This window comes from Streptomyces sp. NPDC047880, from assembly GCF_040706515.1.
Classification (GTDB): domain Bacteria; phylum Actinomycetota; class Actinomycetes; order Streptomycetales; family Streptomycetaceae; genus Streptomyces.
Map to the genome: position 1 here is coordinate 23,927 of NZ_JBEZOK010000030.1, position 22,235 is coordinate 46,161.

17 protein-coding genes are annotated in these 22,235 nt (G+C 74.3%); 7 read left to right on the forward strand and 10 right to left on the reverse strand.

Translation table 11 applies throughout. The features are described 5' to 3' along the window. Positions 1 to 48: 48 nt before the first annotated feature. From AB0937_RS33030 to AB0937_RS33045, 4 genes are all read right to left on the reverse strand, one after another. Positions 49 to 4,680 carry a hypothetical protein gene (locus AB0937_RS33030; protein ID WP_366717002.1) on the reverse strand — a complete coding sequence of 1,544 codons (4,632 nt, stop codon included), beginning with the start codon at positions 4,678 to 4,680 and terminating at the stop codon, positions 49 to 51. 46 nt (positions 4,681 to 4,726) lie between these two features. Then, positions 4,727 to 5,608: a hypothetical protein gene (locus AB0937_RS33035; RefSeq protein ID WP_366717004.1), complete on the reverse strand. Its 882-nt coding sequence runs from the start codon at positions 5,606 to 5,608 to the stop codon at positions 4,727 to 4,729. Between the two features lie 31 nt (positions 5,609 to 5,639). Then, positions 5,640 to 7,166 (reverse strand): hypothetical protein, encoded by a 1,527-nt coding sequence (locus AB0937_RS33040; protein WP_366717006.1) that lies wholly within the window; start codon positions 7,164 to 7,166, stop codon positions 5,640 to 5,642. A 99-nt stretch (positions 7,167 to 7,265) separates the two neighbouring features. Beyond that, the gene (locus AB0937_RS33045; protein ID WP_366717008.1) at positions 7,266 to 7,961 is read right to left on the reverse strand and encodes a GntR family transcriptional regulator; all 696 of its coding nucleotides are present in this window, start codon (positions 7,959 to 7,961) and stop codon (positions 7,266 to 7,268) included. Between the two features lie 184 nt (positions 7,962 to 8,145). On the opposite strand from AB0937_RS33045, the gene AB0937_RS33050 reads away from it, so the two are divergent. Genes AB0937_RS33050 through AB0937_RS33070 form a run of 5 tightly spaced genes read left to right on the forward strand, consistent with a single transcriptional unit; the run spans position 8,146 to position 12,531 of the window. Further along, complete coding sequence (locus tag AB0937_RS33050) at positions 8,146 to 9,447, forward strand: MFS transporter (protein ID WP_366717010.1); 1,302 nt, start codon at positions 8,146 to 8,148, stop codon at positions 9,445 to 9,447. Beyond that, positions 9,444 to 10,277 carry a putative hydro-lyase gene (locus tag AB0937_RS33055; protein ID WP_366717012.1) on the forward strand — a complete coding sequence of 278 codons (834 nt, stop codon included), beginning with the start codon at positions 9,444 to 9,446 and terminating at the stop codon, positions 10,275 to 10,277. The genes AB0937_RS33050 and AB0937_RS33055 overlap by 4 nt, the downstream gene beginning before the upstream one ends. Positions 10,278 to 10,292: 15 nt before the next feature. Beyond that, complete coding sequence (locus tag AB0937_RS33060) at positions 10,293 to 11,051, forward strand: 5-oxoprolinase subunit PxpA (RefSeq protein WP_366717014.1); 759 nt, start codon at positions 10,293 to 10,295, stop codon at positions 11,049 to 11,051. After that, positions 11,048 to 11,665 carry an allophanate hydrolase subunit 1 gene (locus AB0937_RS33065; protein WP_366717016.1) on the forward strand — a complete coding sequence of 206 codons (618 nt, stop codon included), beginning with the start codon at positions 11,048 to 11,050 and terminating at the stop codon, positions 11,663 to 11,665. Before AB0937_RS33060 ends, AB0937_RS33065 begins: the two co-directional genes overlap by 4 nt. Next, complete coding sequence (locus AB0937_RS33070; protein ID WP_366717018.1) at positions 11,662 to 12,531, forward strand: biotin-dependent carboxyltransferase family protein; 870 nt, start codon at positions 11,662 to 11,664, stop codon at positions 12,529 to 12,531. The genes AB0937_RS33065 and AB0937_RS33070 overlap by 4 nt, the downstream gene beginning before the upstream one ends. Positions 12,532 to 12,735: 204 nt before the next feature. On the opposite strand, the gene AB0937_RS33075 is transcribed toward AB0937_RS33070, so the two are convergent. From AB0937_RS33075 to AB0937_RS33095, 5 genes are all read right to left on the reverse strand, one after another. Beyond that, a complete protein-coding gene (locus AB0937_RS33075) occupies positions 12,736 to 13,641 on the reverse strand; it encodes an SGNH/GDSL hydrolase family protein (RefSeq protein ID WP_366717020.1) in 906 nt (301 codons plus the stop codon). Further along, the gene (locus tag AB0937_RS33080; RefSeq protein WP_366717022.1) at positions 13,638 to 14,831 is read right to left on the reverse strand and encodes a glycosyltransferase; all 1,194 of its coding nucleotides are present in this window, start codon (positions 14,829 to 14,831) and stop codon (positions 13,638 to 13,640) included. The genes AB0937_RS33075 and AB0937_RS33080 overlap by 4 nt, the downstream gene beginning before the upstream one ends. Further along, complete coding sequence (locus tag AB0937_RS33085; RefSeq protein WP_366717024.1) at positions 14,828 to 15,955, reverse strand: glycosyltransferase family 1 protein; 1,128 nt, start codon at positions 15,953 to 15,955, stop codon at positions 14,828 to 14,830. The genes AB0937_RS33080 and AB0937_RS33085 overlap by 4 nt, the downstream gene beginning before the upstream one ends. A 186-nt stretch (positions 15,956 to 16,141) precedes the next feature. After that, on the reverse strand, positions 16,142 to 17,560 hold the full coding sequence (locus AB0937_RS33090) for a HEAT repeat domain-containing protein (RefSeq protein ID WP_366717026.1): 1,419 nt from the start codon (positions 17,558 to 17,560) through the stop codon (positions 16,142 to 16,144). Between the two features lie 300 nt (positions 17,561 to 17,860). Beyond that, on the reverse strand, positions 17,861 to 18,253 hold the full coding sequence (locus AB0937_RS33095; RefSeq protein ID WP_366717028.1) for an ankyrin repeat domain-containing protein: 393 nt from the start codon (positions 18,251 to 18,253) through the stop codon (positions 17,861 to 17,863). 298 nt (positions 18,254 to 18,551) lie between these two features. Here AB0937_RS33095 and AB0937_RS33100 point away from each other — a divergent pair, with 298 nt between their 5' ends. Both AB0937_RS33100 and AB0937_RS33105 read left to right on the forward strand, forming a co-directional pair. Next, a complete protein-coding gene (locus AB0937_RS33100; RefSeq protein ID WP_030843336.1) occupies positions 18,552 to 18,746 on the forward strand; it encodes a hypothetical protein in 195 nt (64 codons plus the stop codon). A gap of 52 nt (positions 18,747 to 18,798) precedes the next feature. Continuing rightward, positions 18,799 to 20,634 (forward strand): hypothetical protein, encoded by a 1,836-nt coding sequence (locus AB0937_RS33105; protein WP_366717031.1) that lies wholly within the window; start codon positions 18,799 to 18,801, stop codon positions 20,632 to 20,634. A 61-nt stretch (positions 20,635 to 20,695) separates the two neighbouring features. Here AB0937_RS33105 and AB0937_RS33110 read toward each other — a convergent pair whose 3' ends face one another. Then, positions 20,696 to 22,195 (reverse strand): PLP-dependent aminotransferase family protein, encoded by a 1,500-nt coding sequence (locus tag AB0937_RS33110; protein WP_366717033.1) that lies wholly within the window; start codon positions 22,193 to 22,195, stop codon positions 20,696 to 20,698. Positions 22,196 to 22,235 lie beyond the last annotated feature (40 nt).

A 22,235-nucleotide genomic window follows, 5' to 3' on the forward strand; every position in this document is an offset into this window, starting at 1 on the left:
TCGTGGCGGCCCGGGTTTCCCAGGACCCTTCCAGGAGGACGCCGCGGGCTAGGAGACCGGGCGTTTGTACATCCTGGTGGCCGTGATCTCGCTGTGGACCGCCTCCCCCGCCTGGGGCTGCTGCGGCAGGCCCGGGCGGAGGTGCTCCTCGACGCTGATGTACTTGAGGCCCGCCCTCAGGTCGGCGTCGTTGCGCATGCGGATGACCAGGGGGAACTCGGCCAGCGCGGTGGTGTCGAACAGGCCCGTGGTGTACAGGAGCTGCACCCCGAGGGCGTCCGACACCGCCCGCTGGAGTTCCAGCAGGTACGTGGCGTTGGCGCGGCCGATGGGGTTGTCGAGGAACAGCGTGCCGGCGTGCCGGTGCTTGTCGCGGCCCCGGTCGTTCGACCGCAGGGCGGCCATCGTGCAGTACAGGGCGATGGCGGCGGTGAGGAGCTGCCCGCCGGAGAAGACGTCGCCCATCTGCCCGACGGGGACCCGCTCGGCGCGCAGCACCGCGTCCGGCTTGAGGATCTCGACGGCGACGCCCTTGGGCTGGAGAGCGGCGGCGACGCCCCGCAGCAGCAGGGACATGCCGTCGCGGCGCAGGTCGGAGTTCTTCTTGACGGCGGCGCGGGTCGCCTCGTCGATGACCTCGCCGAGTCGCTCGGTGAGGGTGGCCTGGTCGGGTTCCTCGAAGCGGATGCGGAGGAACTCCTGCCCCGACCACTCGCCGAGACCCTCCGGGAGACGGGAGAGCCGCTGGGCGGAGCGCAGGGTGGCCAGGGCCGACTCGACCAGGCCGCGCAGACGGTCCACGATCGAGTCGCGGTTGCGTTCCAGCTGCTCCAGTTCGTCGGTGAGGACGCGCAGGCGGGGTGCGAAGGCGTCCGCCCACTTCTGGGCGTGCTCGGGCAGTGCGGAGGCGGGCAGTTCGCGGATCTGCTGCCGGGCCGGGGTGCGGACCTGCTCGTAGCGGGTGGAGTTGGCGTGCCGGACGAGGATGTCGCTCGCCTCGCGGACGGCGGCCTCGGCGGCGGACAGGTCGGCGGCGCAGCCGCGCAGGGAGCGCCGGGCCTCGGCGGCCGCCTGGCGGGCCTCCTCCGGGCTGCCGGCATAGGGCTCGGGCTCCTCGTGCTCCTCGTCCGTGGCGTGCTCGCGCAGCAGGTCGCGGAGCATGGCGGCGATCTCGTCGAAGCCGCTCGCCGCGTCCTCGGCGGCACGGTGGGCGTCGAGGAGTTCGGCATGCGCCTCGCGTGCCTGCTCCAGCGCCTCGGTGCGGGAGGCGAGTTCGGCCGTGGCGGAGCGCAGCAGGGTCTGCGCGTGTTCGGTGTCGCGCGGCTCAAGGTCCTCGGGGAGGTCCGTGTGGGTCGCGGCGTCGTCGGCGGGAGCGAGGCGTTCGGCCTCGCCGCGCAGCCGCCCGAGCTGCTCGCTCGCGGTCGACATCCGCGTCTCCAGAAGCTGCACCAGCTCCTCGGCGCGGGCGGCGGCGGCCTGGCGGCTGGGGCCGTCGGAGCCGTCAGGTGATTCGAGGAGCTGCTCCGCGCGGGTGCGGACCTTGTTGCTCAGCCGGTCCAGTTCCGCTCGGGCCGCGCTCTCGTCGCTCTCCGCGCGGGCCTGCTCGGCGCGCAGGTCGGCACCCACGCCGACCTTCTCGTACAGCTGGGACGCGGCCCGGTAGGCCTCGCGCAGCGCGGGCAGGGAGGCTTTGGGCGTCCGCTCCTCGTCCTCGGGTACGTCGTCGGGGGCGCCCGCGATCTCGGAGCGCTCGGCGCGCAGGGCACGGGCGGTGCGGCGGGTGTCGTCCGCGGCGCGCTGGGCGGCGCGCCGGTCCTCGTCGGCGGCCCGGGCCCGTTCCAGGCAGGCCTGGGCGCTCGCCTCGGACTCGGCCGCCTCGTCGGCCAGGTCGCGCAGTTTCACCTGCCAGCCCGCCCGCTCGCGCAGCCGGAAGGCGAGCCCGGCGAGGGCGTCGGCGGAGCGGCGGGCCTTCTGCGCTGCTTCCTGCCGCTCGTCCCGGAGGCGCGCGGCCTCGGCGGCGACCTCGTCGGCCTCGGCCCGGACGGTGCGGGCCTCGGCGAGTTCGGCCTCCGACTCCTCGGCGAAGTCGCGGGTGTCGTGAGCCGCACGGGCCAGTTCGGTCAGCCGGCCGGCGGGGCAGCCGGTGCGCCAGGAAGCGAGCCGGGCGGCCAGCTCGCGGTCCTTGCCGAGCCGGGCGGCGAGCCTGCGGATCTCCTCGTCCCGCTCGGTCGCCCGGGCGCGCAGCGCCTGCCGCTCCTCGTCGGCGGCGTGCTCGTCGTGCATGGCCGGGTTCGGCGGGACCAGGAACACGTCGCCGCTGTCGGTGTCCGGAGCAGGCGTCGGGGCGAGCAGGGCGGCGGCGGTGCCGACCGCCACGGCGGAGCGGGGCAGCAGCGCCGCGTCACCGAGGGCCTCCCGGGCGCGTGCGTGGGAGTCCGGGTCGGTGATGATCACGCCGTCGACCAGCTCGGGCCGGGCGGCCAGCACGCGCGCGTGGTCGGCCGGGTCGACGGCCTGGGCGAGGTAGCGCCAGCCGGGCAGCGCGGGGATGCCGTGCTCGCCGAGGAACTCGACCGTGGCCAGGACGTCCGGTCCGGGCGGCAGGAGTCCGCCGTCGCCGAGTGCGCCGAGGATCCGGGAGTCGTCCGCGGCGGCCGTGCGCAGGTCGAACAGCTGCCGTTCGGCGGAGGAGACGGCGTCGTCGAGCAGGTCGCGCAGCTCGTCGGCGAAGCGGTCGAGTTCTTCGGCGGTGAGTCCCTGCGCGCCGGCGGCCGGCTGCGCGGTGGGCTCACCGTCCGTGTCGTGGCGGGGCTGGGGAATGCCCGGGCGGGCCTGAGGGGTCAGGCTGAGCAGTTCCGCCAGCCGCTCCTCCCCCGCCAGCGCCTCGGCGGTGCGGCGCTCGGCCTCGTAGGACCGCTCCGCCGCCGTGGCCGCGTCGGCCGCGCGGGCCGCGGTCAGTTCCGCGCGGGACTCGGCGGACGCGGCTTCACGGGCCTGCTCCGTGGCGCGGCGGGACGCCTCGCGGGCCGCGTCCCAGGCGGCGACGGCGGTCTTCTCGGCGTCGCTGGCGGCCAGGGCCGCGCGGGCCGGGTCGGCGTCGGGTGCGGAGTCGTCGAGCCAGCCTGCGCGGACCGCCTCGGCGGTCTCCTGCTCGACCTCGGCGAGGCGCTGCTTGAGGTGCCCGATCTCGCTGCGGGCGCGCTGGGCCTGGGTGGCGGCGGCGGTGGAGTCCCGGTAGGCCGCGTCGCTGACCTCCTGGAGGGCGGCGGAGCGCTCCTCCTCCTCGTTGGCGTGGCTCTCCGCCTTCTCCGCGGCCGCGTGCAGGGCCCGTACGAGGTCGACGGCGGCCTTGGAGCGGGCGGCCAGGGCGGGTGCGGCGTCGCGCTCGGCCTCCTGGATGGCGGCGGACACGCGGGTGACGCGGTCGGAGGCGGCGCGGTGGCGCAGTACGGCCTCGGCGGCCTGCCACGCCGAGTACAGGGTGCGGGCGTCGGCGAGTTCGCGCTTCTGCGCGGCGGCGGACTTCTCGGCTCCGGCGAGCGCCAGCGAGGCGTGCCGGTAGGCGAGTTCGGCGGCGATCAGCGCACTGCGCTCGCGGGCCGACTCGGCGTGGGTGACGGCGTACGCGGCGGCGGTGACGCGCTGGGCGAGGTCGGCGGCCCGGGCCCGCTCCTGCACGCCGCGCGCGGACAGCCTGCGTGCCAGGGTCCGGGTACGGCGTTCGGCTGCGGCGTGGATGTCCCGCGCGCGTGAGCGGGTCCCGGCGGCCTCGACGATCCGCCCGAGGAGGTCGGCGGACCCGGCGGTGAAGTCGCGTTCGGCGATCAGCTCGGCGCGCCGGCCCAGCTTGTTGCCGAAGCCGCTGACCAGGTCGGCGAGCCCGTCGGTGTCACGGGTGTCGGTGACGGCGCGCAGCAGCAGGTCGGTGAAGTCGGAGTCCTTCTTGACGGCGAAGAGCCCTGCCGCCTCGCCCTCGTCGGCGTTCATCTCGCGCTGGTAGCGGAAGAGTTCGGGGTCGAGGCCGAGGTCGCCGAGGTGCTCGATCCAGCGGTCGTGGGTCTCCTCCCAGTGCACCTCCAGGTGCGGGTAGGTCTTGCCCGCCTCCGTGAGGGCGTCGCGGAAACCCTTCATGGTGCGGCGCCGCCCGCGGGCACTGGACTGACCCTCGGCCGGGGCCCGTACGGCGGTCGCCTCGGCCACGGGGAGGTTGTCGAGGCTCAGTCCGGGGCCGGGGCGGAAGGAGTACCAGGCCTCGGCGAACTTCCTCGGGTCGTTGGAGACCTGCCGTCCGCGCCACTCGCTGACCTTGCCGACGACGACGCACTCGCCGGTCAGCACGTGCTGCCACTCCAGTGCGACGTGTCCGCAGTCGTCGGCGAGCAGGAACTTGCGCAGCACGCCGGAGCTGGCGCCGCCGAGGGTGTTGCGGTGGCCCGGCAGCATCACGGAGAAGATCAGCTTGAGCAGCACCGACTTGCCGCCGCCGTTCTCCAGGAAGAGCACGCCGGCGGGCGCGGGCCGGCGCGGCGGGCCGACCGGCTCCTCCTCGAAGAACTCCGCCTGCGTGGGCGCGGGGTCGGGCACGACCTCGCCCACGCCCCGCAGGTCTAGCACGGTGTCGGCGTAGCGCGCACCGGCGGGACCGATCGAGTAGAGACGGACCCGGGACAGCTCGTACATGGCGGACTCTCGTAAGTCTTCGTGAAGTTCGTGAAGTGGGGGTGGTTCAGGAGGAGTGGAAGGGCAGCCCGGCGTCGGCGACCAGTTCCAGGTCGTCGCTCTCCTCGGCGGGCAGCAGCGTCGGCGTGCCGTCGGTGACCGGGACGACGCCCAGGTCCAGCAGCTCCGCCAGGGCGGCGCTGCCGGCCATGTCGCGGACCTGGAGCTGGTAGCGCGCGGTCGTGCGGTACGTGCCGCCGTGGTCGTCGCCGGTGCGCTGCAGGAAGCCGGACTCGGTGAGGAACGCGGCGGCCTTGGCGACGATGCCGGTGGTCGAACCGGCCAGGCGGCGGGCGTCCTTGGTGGCGCCGGTCACGCTGCGCCGCACCCAGATCCGCCAGGCTGCCTCGAGTCCGGGGGCGTCGGTGGCCGGGTCGGTGTTCTCGCCCTGCTCCTCGGCGCGCTCCTCCAGCCGGCGGCAGGCCTGCCGGACGAAGGCGTCGACGCCGTTGACCGTGACCCGGCCGATGTAGCCGTCGTCGGCGAGGTCCTCGGGGCGTGGGAACGCCATGGCTGCGACGGCGAGATGGGCGAGCCCGTGCAGGAACCGGTCGCCGCCGTCGGCGGACGTACGACGCGCGTAGTCACCCATGCGGACGGCGAACACCGAGTCCTCGGCGGCGGTCACGGCCATGCCCGCGCGCGGGGACACCTCCAGCACGATCAGCCCCAGCCCGGTCGCCACGGCGTCCGCGAGCCGCGCGAAGGGCGGGTCCTCGCGGTACCTGCGGAGCAGGTCCGCGTACTCCTGGTCGCGGGCGGGCTGCAGTTTGGGCTGCAGCCCGAACGACACGAGCCGAGCCGCATCGGCGGCGTCGGCGGGAGTGACGGCGGCTCCGGCCACGGGGGCCGGTCCGTCCGGCTCGCTCCACTCGACATGCTCGCTCACGGTCGGGACTCCTTGTGCCATGCGTACTGGTTCATGCCGCTTCCGTCCGGTCCGCCGCCATTCCCGCGGCGTCCAGCAGGGCGGTGCCGACGATCAGGTCCGCGCCGCCGAACTCCGGGTCGTCGAGCTCGGTCCCGTCGTCCACGGCGAACAGCAGCTTCTGCTCGCCCTGGCGGTAGGCCGTGCCGACCGGCGGGCTGGCGGCGTGCACCGCCAGCAGGGCCACCAGGTACGGCAGCTCGGGATCCTGCCGCCGGGCCTGCGCCAGCAGCCCCGACAAGCGGCGCGGCGCGTCCGCCGGCAGGTCGAGGAGCTCCTGCGCGGCCGCCAGCTGCTCCTCGCTGAACCGGCTGTCGTCCGGTGTGGCGATCAGGTCGGGCTCGGGCATCTCCGCGCCCAGGTGCTCCCGCTCCACGGGCGGTGTCAGCAGTATGTCGACCAGGTCGCCGACCCGGACGGACACCGGCGTGCGCAGCCCGGTGCCGCGGCCGAAGAAGGCGTCGGTGACACGGACGGCCTGCTCCAGCGGCAGCGGGAGGACGGGCGAGAGGAGGTGTCCGTAGAGGTCTGTTCCCGAGGTCGTCATCGGGGTGGCGAAGGCCTGCCGGTCCTGTTCGGCACGGAACAGCGGTCCGGCCTCCAGCAGCCGGGACTGCAGCTGGGTGTGCCGGCGGATGCAGTCCTTGACGATGTCGACCAGCTCGGCGGTGCGGCGCTTGTGCTCGGGGTCCTCGGACTCGTCGCGCGCCTTGCGGATGTTCGTGAGGATCGCGTTCTCGTGGCGGTAGCGGTCGGCCACGTGCTCCAGGGCCTCGGCGATCATGTCGGGCACGGCGGAGAGCCAGTCCACCGCGCGTACGTTGCGCCGGGTCGCGTCCAGGGCGCGGCGCAGGGTTTCCGAGTACTGCACGGTGCGGTAGCGGGCCTGTTCGGCGGCGAGCTGGGCGTCGGCGAGCCGGCCGCGGCTGATCAGCACCTCCAGCTTGACCTCGGCGGCGATCTGCGCGCTGGTGACGTCCGTGTCGAGGGCGCCGACGAGGACGTTGACCGCCTCGTCCGTCGTGCGGAGGTAGACCGTGCCGCCGGGGCCGGGGACCTCCTCGAGCAGCTTGAAGTCGTAGTCCCGGCGCACATAGCTGCCGTCCGCGCCGAACGTGCCGTAGACCGCGCGGAAGCCGCGGTCGACGCTGCCGACGTTGATCAGGTTCTCCAGGACCCAGCGGGCCACGCGTTCGTGCTCGGCGGCGGGGCGCTGCGGTGCCTGGGCGGCGATGCGCGGGATGAGGCGGGCGACGATCTGGTCGTGGTCCGCGCCCGTGTCGAAGTCCATGTTCAGGGTGACCAGGTCGATGGCCGCGAGGGCCACCTCCGACATGCCGTACACCGAGTACTCGCCGGCCAGGTTGGCCTTGCGCGCGTCCAGGTCGTGCAGCGGCGCGGTGCAGGCGAGCGCGCGCAGGCGGCGCGCCAGGCCCTCGTCGGCGGCCGGCCCCGGAGCGGGGCGCGGCCCCGCGCTGAGCTGGGGCGGAACGCTGTCCGTCGATGCAGGCGAAGTCACGGTGCACAGACTAGGTCCTGCATCTGACAACCGCCCAAACGACGCGGGTGCGCCCCGCTGAGCCACGCCCCTCAGCGGGGCGCCCCCGGGCCGCGGCCCTCAGCCGTCCTCGCCGACCCGCCGCCGGTACACCTCGACCACGCGCTCCAGCGAGTCGTCGAGGTACCCGGCGAGCAGGCGCTCGGCCTTCTCGCGGTCGCCGCCCTGTAGCGCCTCCAGAATGGCGACATTTCGTGCGATGTACGGCTCGTGCAGTCGCTGCGGCTCGTCCACCACGTGGAAGGCCAGCCGCAGTTCGGCGAAGACGCTGCGCATCAGCTCGGCGGTGCGCTCGCTCGCGGCGAGGGCGACCAGCTCCCGGTGGAAGTGGATGTTCGCGGTACCCACCGCCTTCCAGTCACCTTCCCGGGCCGCCGCCCGCCCCTGCGCGACCGCCCCCGCGAGCCCTTCCAGGCCGTAAGGCGGCTCACCGAGGCCCCGGACGACGGCGCACTCGACGAGCCGACGGGTGCGGTAGATGTCCTCGACGTCGTCGACGGTCAGGACCCGGACGAAGACGCCCCGGTTCAACTCGTGGACGAGCAGGCGCTCGTGCGTGAGCAGCCGGAACGCCTCGCGCAGCGTGTTGCGCGAGACGCCGAGCGCGCCGCCGATGCTGTCCTCCGACAGACGGGTGCCGGGCGGGAAGTAGCCCTCGGCGATCCGGCTCCTGAGGATGTCCGAGACCCGTTCCGCGGTGCTGGTGCGCCCCAGGAGAGCCCGGTCGTCGGCGAGGTCCTTCAGCTGCTCTGCCATGCCGGAATTCAATCGCAGATCACAAGAACGAACCAACATGGGTATTGAGGGATCGTTGAACAATCCTCTACGGTGCTACGCACAGCGTCGCGGCGGCGGGCCGGTTTTCCTCCACGGCCCCGACCGCCTCCGTACGGCACGGCTCACCCCGAAGCACCCTCCGTCCTCCCTCTGCGAGGTGCCCATGAGCACGACCCCTCCACGTGAGGCCCTGACCGACGACACACGCCCCGCTACCACCGAACGCACCCCGGACGACGGGGCGTTCGGCTGGCTGCGCGCCCTGGGACCGCGCGGCCGCCGCGCCTTCGCCGGTGCTTTCGGCGGCTATGCCCTGGACTCTTACGACTACTTCACGCTGCCGCTCAGCATGGTCGCGCTGTCCGCCTACTTCGGTCTGAACAGCGGCCAGACGGGCCTGTTCACCACGGTCACGCTGGTGGTCTCCGCGGTCGGCGGCGCCCTCGCGGGCGTGCTCGCGGACCGCGTGGGCCGGGTGAAGGCACTGATGCTCACGGTGATCACGTACGCGGTGTTCACCGTCGCCTGCGGCTTCGCGCCCAACTACGAGACGCTGCTGGTCTTCCGCGCGCTCCAGGGCCTCGGCTTCGGCGGCGAGTGGGCGGTCGGCGCGATCCTGGTCGCCGAGTACGCGAGCGCCAGGAACCGGGGGCGCACGCTGGGCGCGATCCAGAGCTCCTGGGCCGTGGGCTGGGGCCTCGCAGTGATCGTCTACACCCTGGTCTTCTCGGTGGCCGGCGACGACCTGGCCTGGCGCATCATGTTCTGGACCGGGGCGCTGCCCGCGCTGCTCGTCATCTGGCTGCGGCGCAGTGTGCACGACGCCCCCGAGGCGGCCGCTGCTCGTGAACAGAGCGCGGAGAAGGGCTCGTTCACGGCGATCTTCAAGCCCGGCCTGCTACGGATCACCCTCTTCGCGGGACTGCTCTCGACCGGGGTCCAGGGCGGCTACTACACGCTGGCCACCTGGGTGCCGACGTATCTGAAGTCCGAACGCGACCTGTCGGTCGTCGGCACCGGCGGCTATCTGACGTTCCTCATATCGGGCGCCTTCATCGGCTACCTGACCGGCGGCTACCTCACCGACAAGCTGGGCCGGCGGCGCAACATCTGGCTCTTCGCCCTGCTGTCGGCGCTGTGCATCCTGGCGTACGCGAACATCCCGAGCGGGGCCAACACCCTGCTGCTGGTGCTCGGTTTCCCGCTCGGGTTCTGCATGTCGGCGATCTTCAGCGGCTTCGGGTCCTACCTGAGCGAGCTGTACCCGACGGCGGTGCGCGGGACGGGGCAGGGCTTCACGTACAACACCGGCCGCGCGGTGGGTGCCGTGTTCCCGACGACGGTCGGGTTCCTGGCCGACAGCTGGGGCGTCGGCGGCGCCCTGGTCTTCGGAGCGATCGGCTACGGCATCGCGGCGCTGGCACTGCTCGGGCTGCCGGAGACGCGCGGGAAGGAGCTCGCGTGAACCCCGCCGGCACCGGGACCGAGGACCGTCCCGTCGTCCTCGTCGACGAGCACGCGCACGCATGGAGCCCCGTGACGGCCCGGGCCCGCTTCCGGGACGGCCTGACGGGCCCCACGGCCGGGGTCGCCGCGGGCCACACCCAGGCCAACCTGATCTCGGTCCCCGCCGACTGGGCCTACGACATGCTGCTGTTCTGCCAGCGCAATCCCAAGCCCTGCCCGGTCCTCGACGTCACGGACGCCGGCTCCTGGAGCACCGTCCTGGCCGACGGCGCGGACCTGCGCACCGACCTGCCGCGCTACCGGGTGTGGCGGGACGGCGAGCTGGTGGACGAGCCGACGGACGTGCGCGCGTACTGGCGGGACGACCTGGTGTCGTTCCTCATCGGGTGCAGCTTCACCTTCGAGTGGGCACTGGGCGAGGCGGGTGTTCCGATCCGCCACGTCGAGCAGGGCCGCAACGTCCCGATGTACGTGACGAGTCGGCAGTGCCGGCCGGCGGGGCGGCTGCACGGGCCGCTGGTGGTGTCCATGCGGCCGGTGCCGCCCCGGCACCTGGCGGCGGCGATCCGGGAGAGCAGCCTCATGCCGGCGGTGCACGGCAGCCCCGTGCACTGCGGCCATCCCTCGGGCCTCGGCATCGACGACCTCGGCCTCCCCGACTTCGGGGACCCGGTGGACGCCGAGCCGGACGACATCCCGGTCTTCTGGGCCTGCGGGGTGACCCCGCAGGCGGCCGTGACGGCCTCGCGTCCGCCCTTCGCCCTCACGCACGCCCCGGGGCAGATGTTCCTCACCGACGCCCGCGACGAGCAGTACCGCGTGGCCTGACAGGAGACACCGCACATGACCTCGATCGACCTGAACGCCGACCTCGGCGAGGGCTTCGGCCGCTGGCGGCTCACCGACGACGAACAGCTGCTGTCCGTCGTCACCAGCGCCAACGTGGCATGCGGCTTCCACGCCGGGGACGCCGCCACCATGCGCCGGGTGTGCGAGCTGGCGGCCGAGCGCGGGGTCCGGATCGGCGCCCAGGTGTCCTACCGGGACCTGGCCGGGTTCGGGCGGCGCGCCATGGACGTGCCGCCCACCGAACTGGCGGCGGAAGTCGCCTACCAGATCGGCGCGTTGGAGGTCTTCGCGCGCGCGGCCGGCGCCCGCGTCGCCTACGTCAAACCGCACGGCGCGCTCTACAACCGGGTCGTGCGCGACGAGGACCAGGCCGCCGCGGTCGTCGACGGCGTGCTCCTGGCGGACGCCGCGCTGCCCGTCCTCGGACTGCCCGGCTCGCGCCTGCTGGAGCTGGCCGGGAAGGCCGGACTGCCGGTCGTCACCGAGGCGTTCGCGGACCGGGCGTACACCGACGAGGGCACCCTGGTGCCGCGCGCCCTGGAGGGGGCCGTCGTCACCGACCCGGACGCCGTCGTGGAACGCTCCCTGGGCCTGGCCCGTTCCGGCGAGGTCGTCTCCCGCTCGGGGACGCGGGTCGAGGTCCGCGCGCGTTCACTGTGCCTGCACGGCGACACCCCGGGCGCGGTGGAACTGGCGCGCCGGGTGCGCGAGCGGCTGGAGGCCTCGGGGGTCCGGGTGGAGGCCTTCGCATGAACGTACTGCCCGTCGGCGAGGACGCCCTGCTCGTCGAGGTCTCCTCGGACGACGAGGCCCAGGCGCTGCACGCGGAGCTGCTGCGGCGCCGTGCGGAGGGATCGCTCGCGGCCCGCGAGATCGTGCCCGCGGCCCGCACGGTGCTCCTCGACGGCCTCGACGCCCCGGCCCTGCTGGCCGCCGAACTGTCCGCCGCCGACCTGCCGCCCGCTCCCCCACGCGCGCGTGACGTCGTGGAGATCCCGGTGCGGTACGACGGCCCGGACCTGGCCGACGTCGCCGCCCACTGGGGCGTGCCGCAGAAGGAGGTCGCCCGCATCCACGGTGACACCGAATTCCGGGTCGCCTTCTGCGGCTTCGCACCCGGCTTCGGCTACCTCACCGGTCTGCCACCGCGCTACGACGTCCCGCGCCGGGCCACTCCGCGCACTGCCGTCCCGGCGGGGTCGCTCGCCCTGGCGGGCCCGTACACGGGCGTGTACCCGCGCTCGTCGCCGGGCGGCTGGCAGTTGATCGGCACGACGGACGTGGTGCTGTGGGACCACGCGCGCGTACCGGCCGCGCTGCTGTCGCCGGGCACGCGCGTGCGGTTCGTCCCCGAGGCAGGGTCATGACGGACCGCGCGCTCGCCGTCGTCCGGGCCGGGGCCCTCACGACCGTGCAGGACTCGGGCCGCCCCGGTCACGCCCATCTCGGCGTGCCCCGCTCCGGGGCCCTGGACCGGCCCGCCGCGGACCTCGTCAACCGGCTCGTCGGCAATCCGCCCGGGGCTGCCGTGCTGGAGACGACCCTCGACGGCTGTGCCGTACGCCCTCGTTCGACCGTCACGGTGGCGGTGGCGGGCGCGGCCTGCCGGGTCACGGTGGACGGACGGCCCGTCGCCTGGGGCGCTCCGGTGCGCGTGCCCGCGGGGGCGCTGCTGGACGTCGGTCCTGCCGTGTCGGGCGTACGCGCCTACCTGGGGGTCTCCGGAGGTGTCGCGGTCGAGCCCGTGCTCGGCAGCCGGTCCACGGACCTGCTGTCGGGGCTCGGTCCGCCCCCGCTCACGGACGGCACGGTGCTGCCTCTGGGGCGACCGGCCGGCGGGCACGCGCGCGTGGACGTCGCCCCGCAGCCGGCGCCACCGGCCGAGCTGGTCCTCCGGGTGACACTCGGCCCGCGGGACGGCTGGTTCACCCCCGGGGCCGTGCGCACCTTCGTCACCCGGGCGTTCTCGGTGTCCTCCGCGAGCAACCGCATCGGGCTGCGCACGGAAGGACCCGCCCTGGAGCGGGCCCGGCCGGGCGAGCTGCCCAGCGAGGGCATGGTGCTGGGCGCCGTACAGGTCCCGCCGGACGGCAGGCCGGTGGTGTTCCTCGCCGACCATCCGACCACCGGTGGCTACCCGGTGATCGCCGTGGTCCGCGCGACCGACCTCCCGGCCGCCGCCCAGGCGGTCCCCGGCACACCGGTCCGCTTCGTGGCGGTACGCCGCCGCTAGGCCCGTCGTCCGCATCTGTCCGGACGACCGGTCCCAGGTCGTGTCCGCACAGTCCCGTCGTCCGCCCGGAAGGCGGGCCGCGCGGCGTCTGGTGCGTGCTCCCGGCGTGCCGGGCGGAGACCCTCGTACTGGACTCGGGGCTTCGCCCGGTGCGGCGAGTGGGGCCCCTGCTCGAAGAGCTTGCGGAAGTGCCAGGCGCCCGGCTCAGGCCGCGTCCCGCTGCTCCGTCACCGACAGGGCGGCGAGCGCGGCGGACACGGCGGCCGCGGCCCTCAGGTCGAGCCGGGCGCTCGTGCCCCGGGCGCGGTGCCGGAGTTCGTCGGCGGCCAGGGTCAGGAGCTGGGGCAGCAGGTCGGTGCAGCGACGCGCCACCCACCCGGTGCCGGCCGTGGCAAGCCACCACAGGCTCGCCGAGGTGGTCGGGCCGGGGAACTCGGGCTCGGGCGAGGGCGCGGGCCCCGTGGCGAGGCCGTGCTCGGCGAGCAGCGTGTGGAAGCGCAGGGCGAGTTGCCGGTGCCCGCGTTCTCCGGGGTGCAGCCGGTCCGCGCTCCACAGGGCACGGTCGGTGGTCCAGTCGCCCTCGCACGTGTGCAGGTGCAGCGCCCCGTACCGCTCGGACAGGGCGTGCACCACCGTGTTCACGGCCCGTTGCCGCCGGGCCAGCGGGTGGGCGAGGGCCCCCGGCAGGCCGAGCATCGTGCCCGGGCCGGGCAGGCACGCGGTGAGCAGGACCGCCCGCTGCACGGTGCAGGCCGCGTACACCTGGTCGAGGCGGGCGGCCACGGCCCGGATGTCGAAGGTGCAGCGCAGGGTGTCGTTGACGCCGACGACGACGGACACGAGGTCGGGCCGCGGCTCCAGCGCGGCGGGCAGCTGCCGCTCCAGCACGTCCCTGGTCTGTGCGCCGCTCATCGCGAGGTTGGTGAACGCGACCGGCTCCTCGGCGAGCCCGTCCGCGAGCAGCGCCGCCCAGCCGCGCCACGACCCGTCCCCTCTGGGGTCCCCCACACCCTCGGTGAGCGAGTCCCCGAGGGCCACGAACCGCAGCGGCGCCCCGAACCGGGGGGATCCCTCGAACCGCGAAGGCTCCTCGAACCGCCGGCGTCTCATGCCACACCCCCGCGCGGGAACGGCCGGACCGGGCGCACCGGGACGGCCGCGTCGTGCGCGGTGAGGAACGCGTCGACCGCCGCGTCCCAGCCGAAGCACTCCGCACGCGCGCGTGCCGCCTCGCGCCGGTCCGCCTCCAGGCGTTCCAGCAGCTGGTCCACGGCGTCCGCGAAGGCCTCCCCGTGGTCCGCGGCGACGGCCCCGGCGGAGCCGATCACCTCCGACAGCGCGGACGACGCGCTCGCCACCACGGGCGTGCCACAGGCCATGGCCTCCAGCGCGGCGAGGCCGAAGGTCTCGGCGGGCCCCGGTGCCAGGGCCACGTCGGCGGACGCCTGGAGCGCGCCGAGCAGCCCGCGGTCGCAGACGTGCCCGAGGAAGGTGACCGGCAGGGCGCTGTCGCGCGCACGCTGTTCGAGCCGGCCGCGCAGCGGACCGTCCCCGGCCACGACCAGCACGGCCCGCCGCCCGCGCCGCCGCAGCGTCTCCAGGGCGTCCAGCGCCGTACCGGGGCGCTTCTCCACGGACAAGCGCGAGCACATCACGAGCAGCGTCTCGTCCCCACGCGCGTGCCGGGCCCGCACCTCGGCGTCGCGCAGCGCCGGGTGCCGCTGCACCAGGTCGACGCCGAGCGGTGCACGGACGACGTTGCGGGCCCCGATCCGCACGAACTCCCGCTCGGCGAACTCGGTGGTGCACACCACGCGCGAGTAGGTGCGGGCCGTACGGACGTTGAGGGCGTCGGCGGCGCGACGGGCGGCTCCCTCGGGCACTCCCCAGGTGCGCAGCACCCCGTCGGCCGTCTCGTGGGAGACCATCACGGACGGGACCCGGGCACGCCGCGCCCACCTGCCGGTCCACCTCAGGGTCGTACGGTCGGACACCTCCAGCCGGTCCGGCGCGAGCTCCTCCAGGAGCCGGGCCACCCGCCTCCTGTCGGCGAGGACGCGGTACCCGCCGGTGCCGGGCAGCAGCGGCCCGGGGAGGGTGATCACCCGCCCCTGCTCGGTGTCGTGGTCGCTCCCGCGCTCGCCGGGTACGACGAGGACGGGCTCGTGTCCGGCGCCCTTGAAGCCCTTGCCGAGTTCGCGCAGAGCGGTGCGCAGTCCGCCGGACGAGGGGGCGACGAAGTTGGCGAGCCGGACGATCCGCAGCGACTGACGGCCGCTGCCGGGCCGGGAGCCGCTCATGCCGCCACCGCCGTCCGGCGCCCGGTGAGCACCTTCGTGTAGTGGCCGATCAGCCGGTCGCCGACGGCCGCCCAGGTACGGCCCTCGACGGTGACGCGTCCGGCGGCGCCGAAGGCGGCCCGCAGCCCGGGGTCGGCGGCCAGCGACCGCACCGCGTCCCGGACGGCGGTCGCGTCACACGGCGGCACGAGCAGGCCGGTGTGCCCGTGGGCGACCAGGTCCAGCGGTCCGCCCGTGGCGGGCGCCACCACCGGCAGGCCGCTGGCCATGGCCTCCTGGACCGTCTGGCAGAAGGTCTCGAAGGGGCCCGTGTGCGCGAAGACGTCGAACGAGGCGAAGAGCCGGGCGAGGTCGTCACCGGTGCGCCGGCCGAGGAGGACGGCGCCGGGCAGGGCCTGTTCCAGGCCGGGACGGCTGGGGCCGTCACCGACGATCACGACCCGGACGCCCTCCAGGCCGCAGACGCCGGCGAGGAGTTCGACCTGCTTCTCGGGAGCGAGCCGGCCGACGTATCCGACGATCAGCTCGCCGTTCGGGGCGAGTTCGCGGCGCAGTGCCTCGTCGCGCCGGTCCGGCCGGAAACGCTCGGTGTCCACGCCGCGCGGCCACAGCTCGACCCGGGGCACCCCGTGGGTCTCCAGGTCGCGCAGGGCGGCGCTGGACGGGGCGAGGGTGAGGTCGGCGGCGCCGTGGACGGAGCGGATGCGCCGCCAGGCGGCGGCCTCTCCGGCGCCCATGTAGGTGCGGGCGTAGCCGGCCAGGTCGGTCTGGTAGACGGCGACGGCGGGGATGCCGAGGCGGGCGGCGGCGGCCATACCGCGTACGCCGAGGACGAAGGGGCTGGCGAGGTGGACCACGTCGGCACGGTGCTCGACGAGGGTGGCGGCCAGGCGGCGGCTGGGGAGGGCGACACGGACCTGGGGGTAGCCGGGGAGCGGAAGGGACGGGACGTGGACGACGGGGCACGGCGCACAGGAGTCGGGCTGGTGCCCGGGTGCGGGGGCCGGGGCGACGACGACGGGGGCGTGGCCGCGCGCGGCGAGGTGCCGGGCGGTCTGGAGCGCGCAGTGGGCCACGCCGTTCACGTCGGGGGGAAAGGATTCGGTCACGATGACGACGCGCATACCGGTGTTGTCGCCGTGCCGGACGTGGCCGCGTCAACGTGGATCTTTCCGGCCGAGGAACGTCCCATGAGCGTTCCGATGCGCACCCCAGCAGGTCAGGGGGTGTCCATGCCCTCCTGACCCGCGGGTCATTCGCAGTTCACCCTGGAGGCGCGCATCCGCCCCGGCATCCTCATCGGGAGGGGGTCACACAGCGGTCCCCTCGGGACCGATGCGGCTGCGTACGGCCGTCTGGACCTCGGCCTCCTCGGCCGGGTCGGAGGCGAGTCGGCGCAGTCGCTCGACGACGCGGGTGTCTCCGGTCTCGGCGTGCCGGGCGGCGATCTCGCGGGTGGTCTCCTCGCAGTCCCACAGGCACTCGACGGCGAAGCCGGTGGCGAAGGAGGGGTCGGTGGCGGCGAGGGCCCGGGCGGCCCGGCCGCGCAGATGGGAGGAGGCGGTCTCGCGGTAGATGTGGCGCAGCACGGGTGCGGCGCAGGCGATCCCCAGCCGGCCGGTGCCGTCCACCAGGGTCCACAGGGCCGGCGCGTCGGGACCTTCGCCCCGTACGGCCTCCCGTAGCGCCGCGAGGACCAGGTCACGGTCCTGGACCCCGCCCCGGCAGGCGAGCACGCGCCCGGCGGCGGCGCCCAGCGGATCCGGGCGCCGGGCCCAGCCGCGCGCCCGGTCCACGGCTGCCAGGGAGCGCATCCGCTCGAAGGCGTCGACGGCAGCGTCCACGACGAGGGCCGAGCCGTCGGCCACGGCGCCCTCGATCAGGTCGAGGGCCTCGGGATCGTTGCCGTCGGCGAGGTACCGCAGAGCCGTGCACCGTGCACCGTCGGTGCCCTCCTTCGCCGCCTGCACGATCTCGGCCCGGTCCTCGGGCCCCGCCACGGCGCTGAGACAGCGGGCGGCCGGCACATGGAGGGCGGCTCCGCGCTCGATGCCCTGCTGGGCCCACGCGAAGACGGCTTGCACGCTCCAGCCCGGGCGGGGTCCGGAGGGTCGCATCTGTCGCTGCCAGCGGTCGAAACAACCCGTCTCGTGCGCGGCACGCACACGTACGGCGACGGATGCGCGCGGATCCTCCGCCCACAGCCGCCACGGACGGGGCTCGAAGGCGTCCCGGACGGTGGCGGCCAGCTCGGCGTCGCCCTCCGGGCCGGCCGGGAACCGGGCGAGGACGGGCGCGGCGAGCGCGCGCAGCCCCGCGTCGTCGTCTCTGAGGGCGAGCTCGTCGAGGGCCCAGGCCCAGTTGGAGCCTTGGGCGGCGTACCTGCGCAGCAGCTCGAGCGCGTCCCGCCTGCCGTAGGAGGCGAGGTGCCCGAGGACGGCGAGGGCGAGCCCGGTGCGTGACTCGTCGCCGTCGAGTACGTCCTCGGCACAGAAGAGATGGGCCTCGACCTCGTCCAGCTCGCCGTTCAGGTCGAGGTAGAGGCGGGCGTAGTAGAGGGAGCGGTTCTCCACCTGCCAGTCGTGGCGGGGATCGCGCAGCACACAGTGGTTCAACGCCGCGAGCGCTTCGGGGCGCGGGGCGGTGAGCGCGTGCAGCGTGCCGTCACCGCGGCCCCGCTGAAGCAGGCCGAGCAGCGTACCGCTGGGCGCTATGACCGGATCGAACATGGGAAACAGCCTCACATCAAGCGTCGACGCAACCGGGGACGTGTACTACCTGGCCGCGTGACAACACGTCGGAGTGCCCGCCGTTTCCTGCTTGCTGTAGACCATCTTCCTCTGCCTCTCGTCGGTGGCCCTTGCGGACCGCGTCACGGCCCGCGCGGTGCGGCAAAACCTGCCCAACCATCACGTCCGTGAACCACGTCGTCATGATGACTCGGCACTTCCGTCTGCCGCGACCGAAATTTCGGCGGCCCTTTACCGCCTCCCCCGTTTTCGTTGTCGTTCCAGGTCAGACCGGTCGGCTCAGTGCTCGCCGAACAGTTCGAGCAGTTCCGTCCGGCCGAACATCCGGGCGGTGTCGAGCGCCGAGGGCGTGCCCGCGGACGGGTCGGCGCCGCCCTCCAGGAGGACCTTGATCACATCCGTCTCGCCCTTGAAGACGGCCCCGGCGAGCGGGGTCTGGCCTCGGTCGTTCACACGGTCGGCCTCGGCGCCGCGCTCCAGCAGCGCGCGCACCGCGCCGGAGTGGCCGTGGTAGGCGGCGAGCATCACGAGCGAGTCGCCGCGGTCGTTGGTGAGGTTGGCCGGAACGCCCGCGTCGACATACGCGACGAGCGGCTCGGTCTGTCCCCGCCGGGCCAGATCGAAGATCTTGGTCGCCAGCTCCACGACCTCGGGGTCGGGGACTTCGGTCATCGGGCGGACCGCCTCTCCACTACGCATCGCCTTCGGTGCGTACGCCTGCGAGGGGCGCAGCCGTACGAGTGAATCGCCAGGGTACTGGCTCGCGCGGCACATGACCCGATGTGCCCGAGGTAAAGATCAGCACAGACCCGGACAAGCGCAGCAGGCCGGCCCGGCCGGACCCGGGGCCACTCCGCCACTCGGGGGAAATAGTCAGAATTTCACCCAGTTGCACCTTTTATCGTATGGATACATCCTGTGAGCCTGGAAGTACTCATGGTGACTGTCCCCGCGAACCAGGAGAACTCAAATGATCCTCTCCATCTCAGGTGTGGTCCTGCTCGGCATCGTCGTCTTCATCTTCTTCCGCAAGGACGGACTGAAGGCGTCGCATGCCGTGGTCGCCATGCTGTTCGGCTTCTACCTGGCCAGTACGGCCATCGCCCCGAGCATCAAGGCGGGCGGCGAGAGCCTGGCGAGCCTGCTCGGCGGGATCAAGTTCTGACGCCCCCGCTCCCCGTACGCATCCCGCCCGTACGCACTCACTGGAGGCAGTAGTGGCCCGGCGCCCCCTCCCCCGCATTCTGAGCAACGGCAGCGCGCAGCTCGCCCGGAGCCGGGAGCTGGCCCGCACGGCCGCCGACAGCGCCACCGACGTCCTCCACCCGCTGATCACGATCATGCGGGGTCTGCGCCGGCTGGCAGCGGCCGGGCGGCGCAGATGGACCGAGACTCCCAAGGAGCGACGGGGGGCGCTGCTTTTCCTGGTGGCCTCCGTGATCCTGGTCGTGGCACTGGTGCCGTACGGACCGCTGCTCGCCGCCATCACCCTGATGGCGGCGGCGGCCTGGCAGGGCCGGGACCGCTCCACGGCGGCGCCGGACGGGCCCGACGAGTCGCAGACCCAGCGGCTCAAGTCGCTGTACGAGGCGCTCGTGCCGTACTTCTCCGCCGCCGAGGACCCCGAGCCGCTGTACTCCCACGGCGGCGCGTGGGACAAAGCCTTCCCCACCTACGCCTTCGACGGCGGCGGGCGGATCGCGCAGCTGGTGGTGCGCTACCCGGCGTACTTCACCGACGGCGAGGCCGAGGCCCGCGCCCGGATCGAGCACCTCCTCGCGGCCAAGTCGGGCCGGGGCCGTGAATACCACTTCACGTGGGACGAGGAGGGCAACCAGTTGACGGTCGGTGTGCTGCTGCCGCTCCCCGTCGACATCGCCGCTCAGCGTTTCGTCACCACCCCCGGCGAGACGGTGCTGGGCTTCACCGACCCCACCCGGGTCCACCGCACGCTCCCCGTCACCCACGGGGAGCAGCAGCGAGACGTGCCGCCGGTCGTCTGGCGCACGGGCCTGCGCTCCACCGAGCCGCACCTGCTCGCGCTCGGCCAGCCGGGCAGCGGCACCTCCACGCTGCTGCGGTCCATCGCCCTTCAGGCCCTGCAGCACGGCGACGTGGTGATCGTCGACGGCGGCGGCACCGGCGAGTACGCCTGCCTGACCGGCCGGGACGGCGTTCTGGCGGTCGAGGCCGGGCTGGCCGGGGTCACGGCCAGTCTGGAGTGGGCCGCGACCGAGACCGAGCGCCGCCTGATCGCCGCCAACCGCGCCCACCAGGCCGGCGACCCGCCGCCCGCCGACACCAAGCGCCCCCTGTGGATCCTCCTCGACCGCCCGACGGCCTTCACGCACCTGGCCGCCGCGGACGGCCGCAAGGACCCGCAGTCCCTCCTTCAGGTCCCCCTCCGGCACGGCCGCCCCGCGAACGTGACGGTGGTCGTGGCCGACCAGCTGGACAGCGTGGACGCCCTCAGCGATCCGGTACGCCAGCACACCCGCGCCCGCGTGGTCCTGGGCCCGGCCACGGCCGACCAGCTCGAATCGGTCCTGGGCGCGCTCCCGCCCACCACTTTGATCGACGAGCTCCCGCCAGGCCGCGGCTACGCCCGCCTGGGCACGGGCCCGGTCCACCGCCTCCAGGTCCCGGCCACGCCGAACCCCTACGACGACGCCACACCCGACGCCCTCTGCGAGACGGTTCTGGCCCTCCTCCCGCCGCGCACGGACCCGGCGGACGGGGAGACGATCCCGGAGCAGGAGCAGGACTGGTCGGAGGGCGAGGCGGAACCGGCGTCGACGGAAGCGGAACCGGAGCAGGTGCCGGCGGAACCGCAGAAGACGGAGGCCGTGCAGGTCCTGGCCGAGGAGCCCGCACCGGACCATGTGCCGGACCCAGCCGAAGAAGCCACGCCGCACCCGGCCCCCGCCCTGACCGCGAAGCCCGCACCGGACCACGTGCCGGACCCAGCCGAAGAAGCCACGCCGCACCCGGCCCCCGCCCTGACCGCGAAGCCCGCACCGGACCACGTGCCGGCTCTGGCCAAGGAGACGTAGCCGCGGCCTACGTGCCGCCGGGGGCGCACAGCCCTCGGCGGCACCGTCCGCACCCGGTGCCCTACGCCACGAACGTACGCGGCGCCTCCGCGCTCCCCACCGCGCCGCTCTCCACGAGTCCCGCCGCCGCTGCCAGTCGCACGGCCGCCTCCTCGGCCACCGCCCCGCCCACGGTGAACGGCAGCCGCACATATCCCTCGAACGCCCCGTCGACCCCGAACCGCGGCCCGGACGGCACCCGCACGCCCACGCGCTCCCCGGCCTCGGCCAGCCGCGACCCGGACAGACCCCCGGTCCGCACCCAGAGCGTCAGCCCGCCCCGGGGCACCTCGAACTCCCACGCGGGCAGCTCCCGCCGCACCGCGGCCACCAGCTCGTCCCGGTTCGCCCGCGCCTGCTCCCGGCGCACCTCCACGGCCTGCTCCCAGCCCCCGGTCCCGAACAACCAGTGCACCGCCAGCTGCTCCAGCACCGGCGTGCCTAGATCGGCGTACGCGCGGGCGGCGACCAGACTGCGGATGACGTCCGGCGCGGCCCGCACCCACCCGATGCGCATCCCGGCCCAGAAGGCCTTGCTCGCCGACCCCACCGTGATCACCGTCGACCCGGCCGGGTCGAAGGCACACACCGGCCGCGGCATCCGTACCTCCGGGTCGAGCCACAGCTCGCTCATCGTCTCGTCGGCGATCAGCACGGTGCCCGCGGACCGCGCCGCGTCCACCAGCCGTCGGCGCTGATCCTCGTCCGCGAGCGCCCCGGTCGGGTTGTGGAAGTCGGCGACGACGTACGCGATGCGCGGAGCGGCGTCCCGCAGGACCTGCCGCCAGCGGTCCATGTCCCACCCGGTGAGCCCCTCGGCCATGGCGACGGGCACCAGCCGCGCCCCGGCCTCCCGCATCAACTGGAGGATGTTGGCGTAGGAGGGCGACTCGACGGCGATGCGCTCCCCGCGCCCGGCGAACAGGTGGCAGATGGCGTCGATGGCGCCCATCGCTCCGGTCGTCACCATGATCTGCTCGGGCATGGTCGGGATCCCGCGGGCGGTGTAACGCTCGGCGATCATGGCCCGCAGCGCGGGCAGCCCGGCGGGATAGTCGCCGTGCGTGTGCGCGTAGGGCGGAAGTTCCTCCAGGGCGCCCTGGACGGCCCGGGTGAGCCAGGGCTCGGGGGCGGGGAGTGCGGCGCAGCCGAGGTCGATCAAGGAGCCGAGGGCCTCCGGCGGCAGCGGTTCCAGCCCGCGCGCGGGCAGCGGGTTCCCGGCAGGAACGGCGGTCCAGCTCCCCGCACCGCGCCGGGACTCCAGGAATCCCTCGCTGCGCAGCGCCTCGTACGCCGCGGCGACGGTGGTACGGCTGACGGACAGGGAGAGGGCGAGTTCGCGTTCGGCGGGCAGCCGGGCGGCCACGGGGACGCGCCCCTCGAGCACCAGCAGGCGGATGCCGTCGGCGAGCGCGCGGTAGGCCGGCGGGCGGCGCGTGCCGGGTCCCGCCGAACGGTCCTGCTGGGAGCTGAGGAGCCGGGCGAGCTGCGCCGCACCCACGGCCGAGGTCCATTCAGCCATCGAAATCAGTCCACCTTCCCCGGATTGGCCATGGATGGCC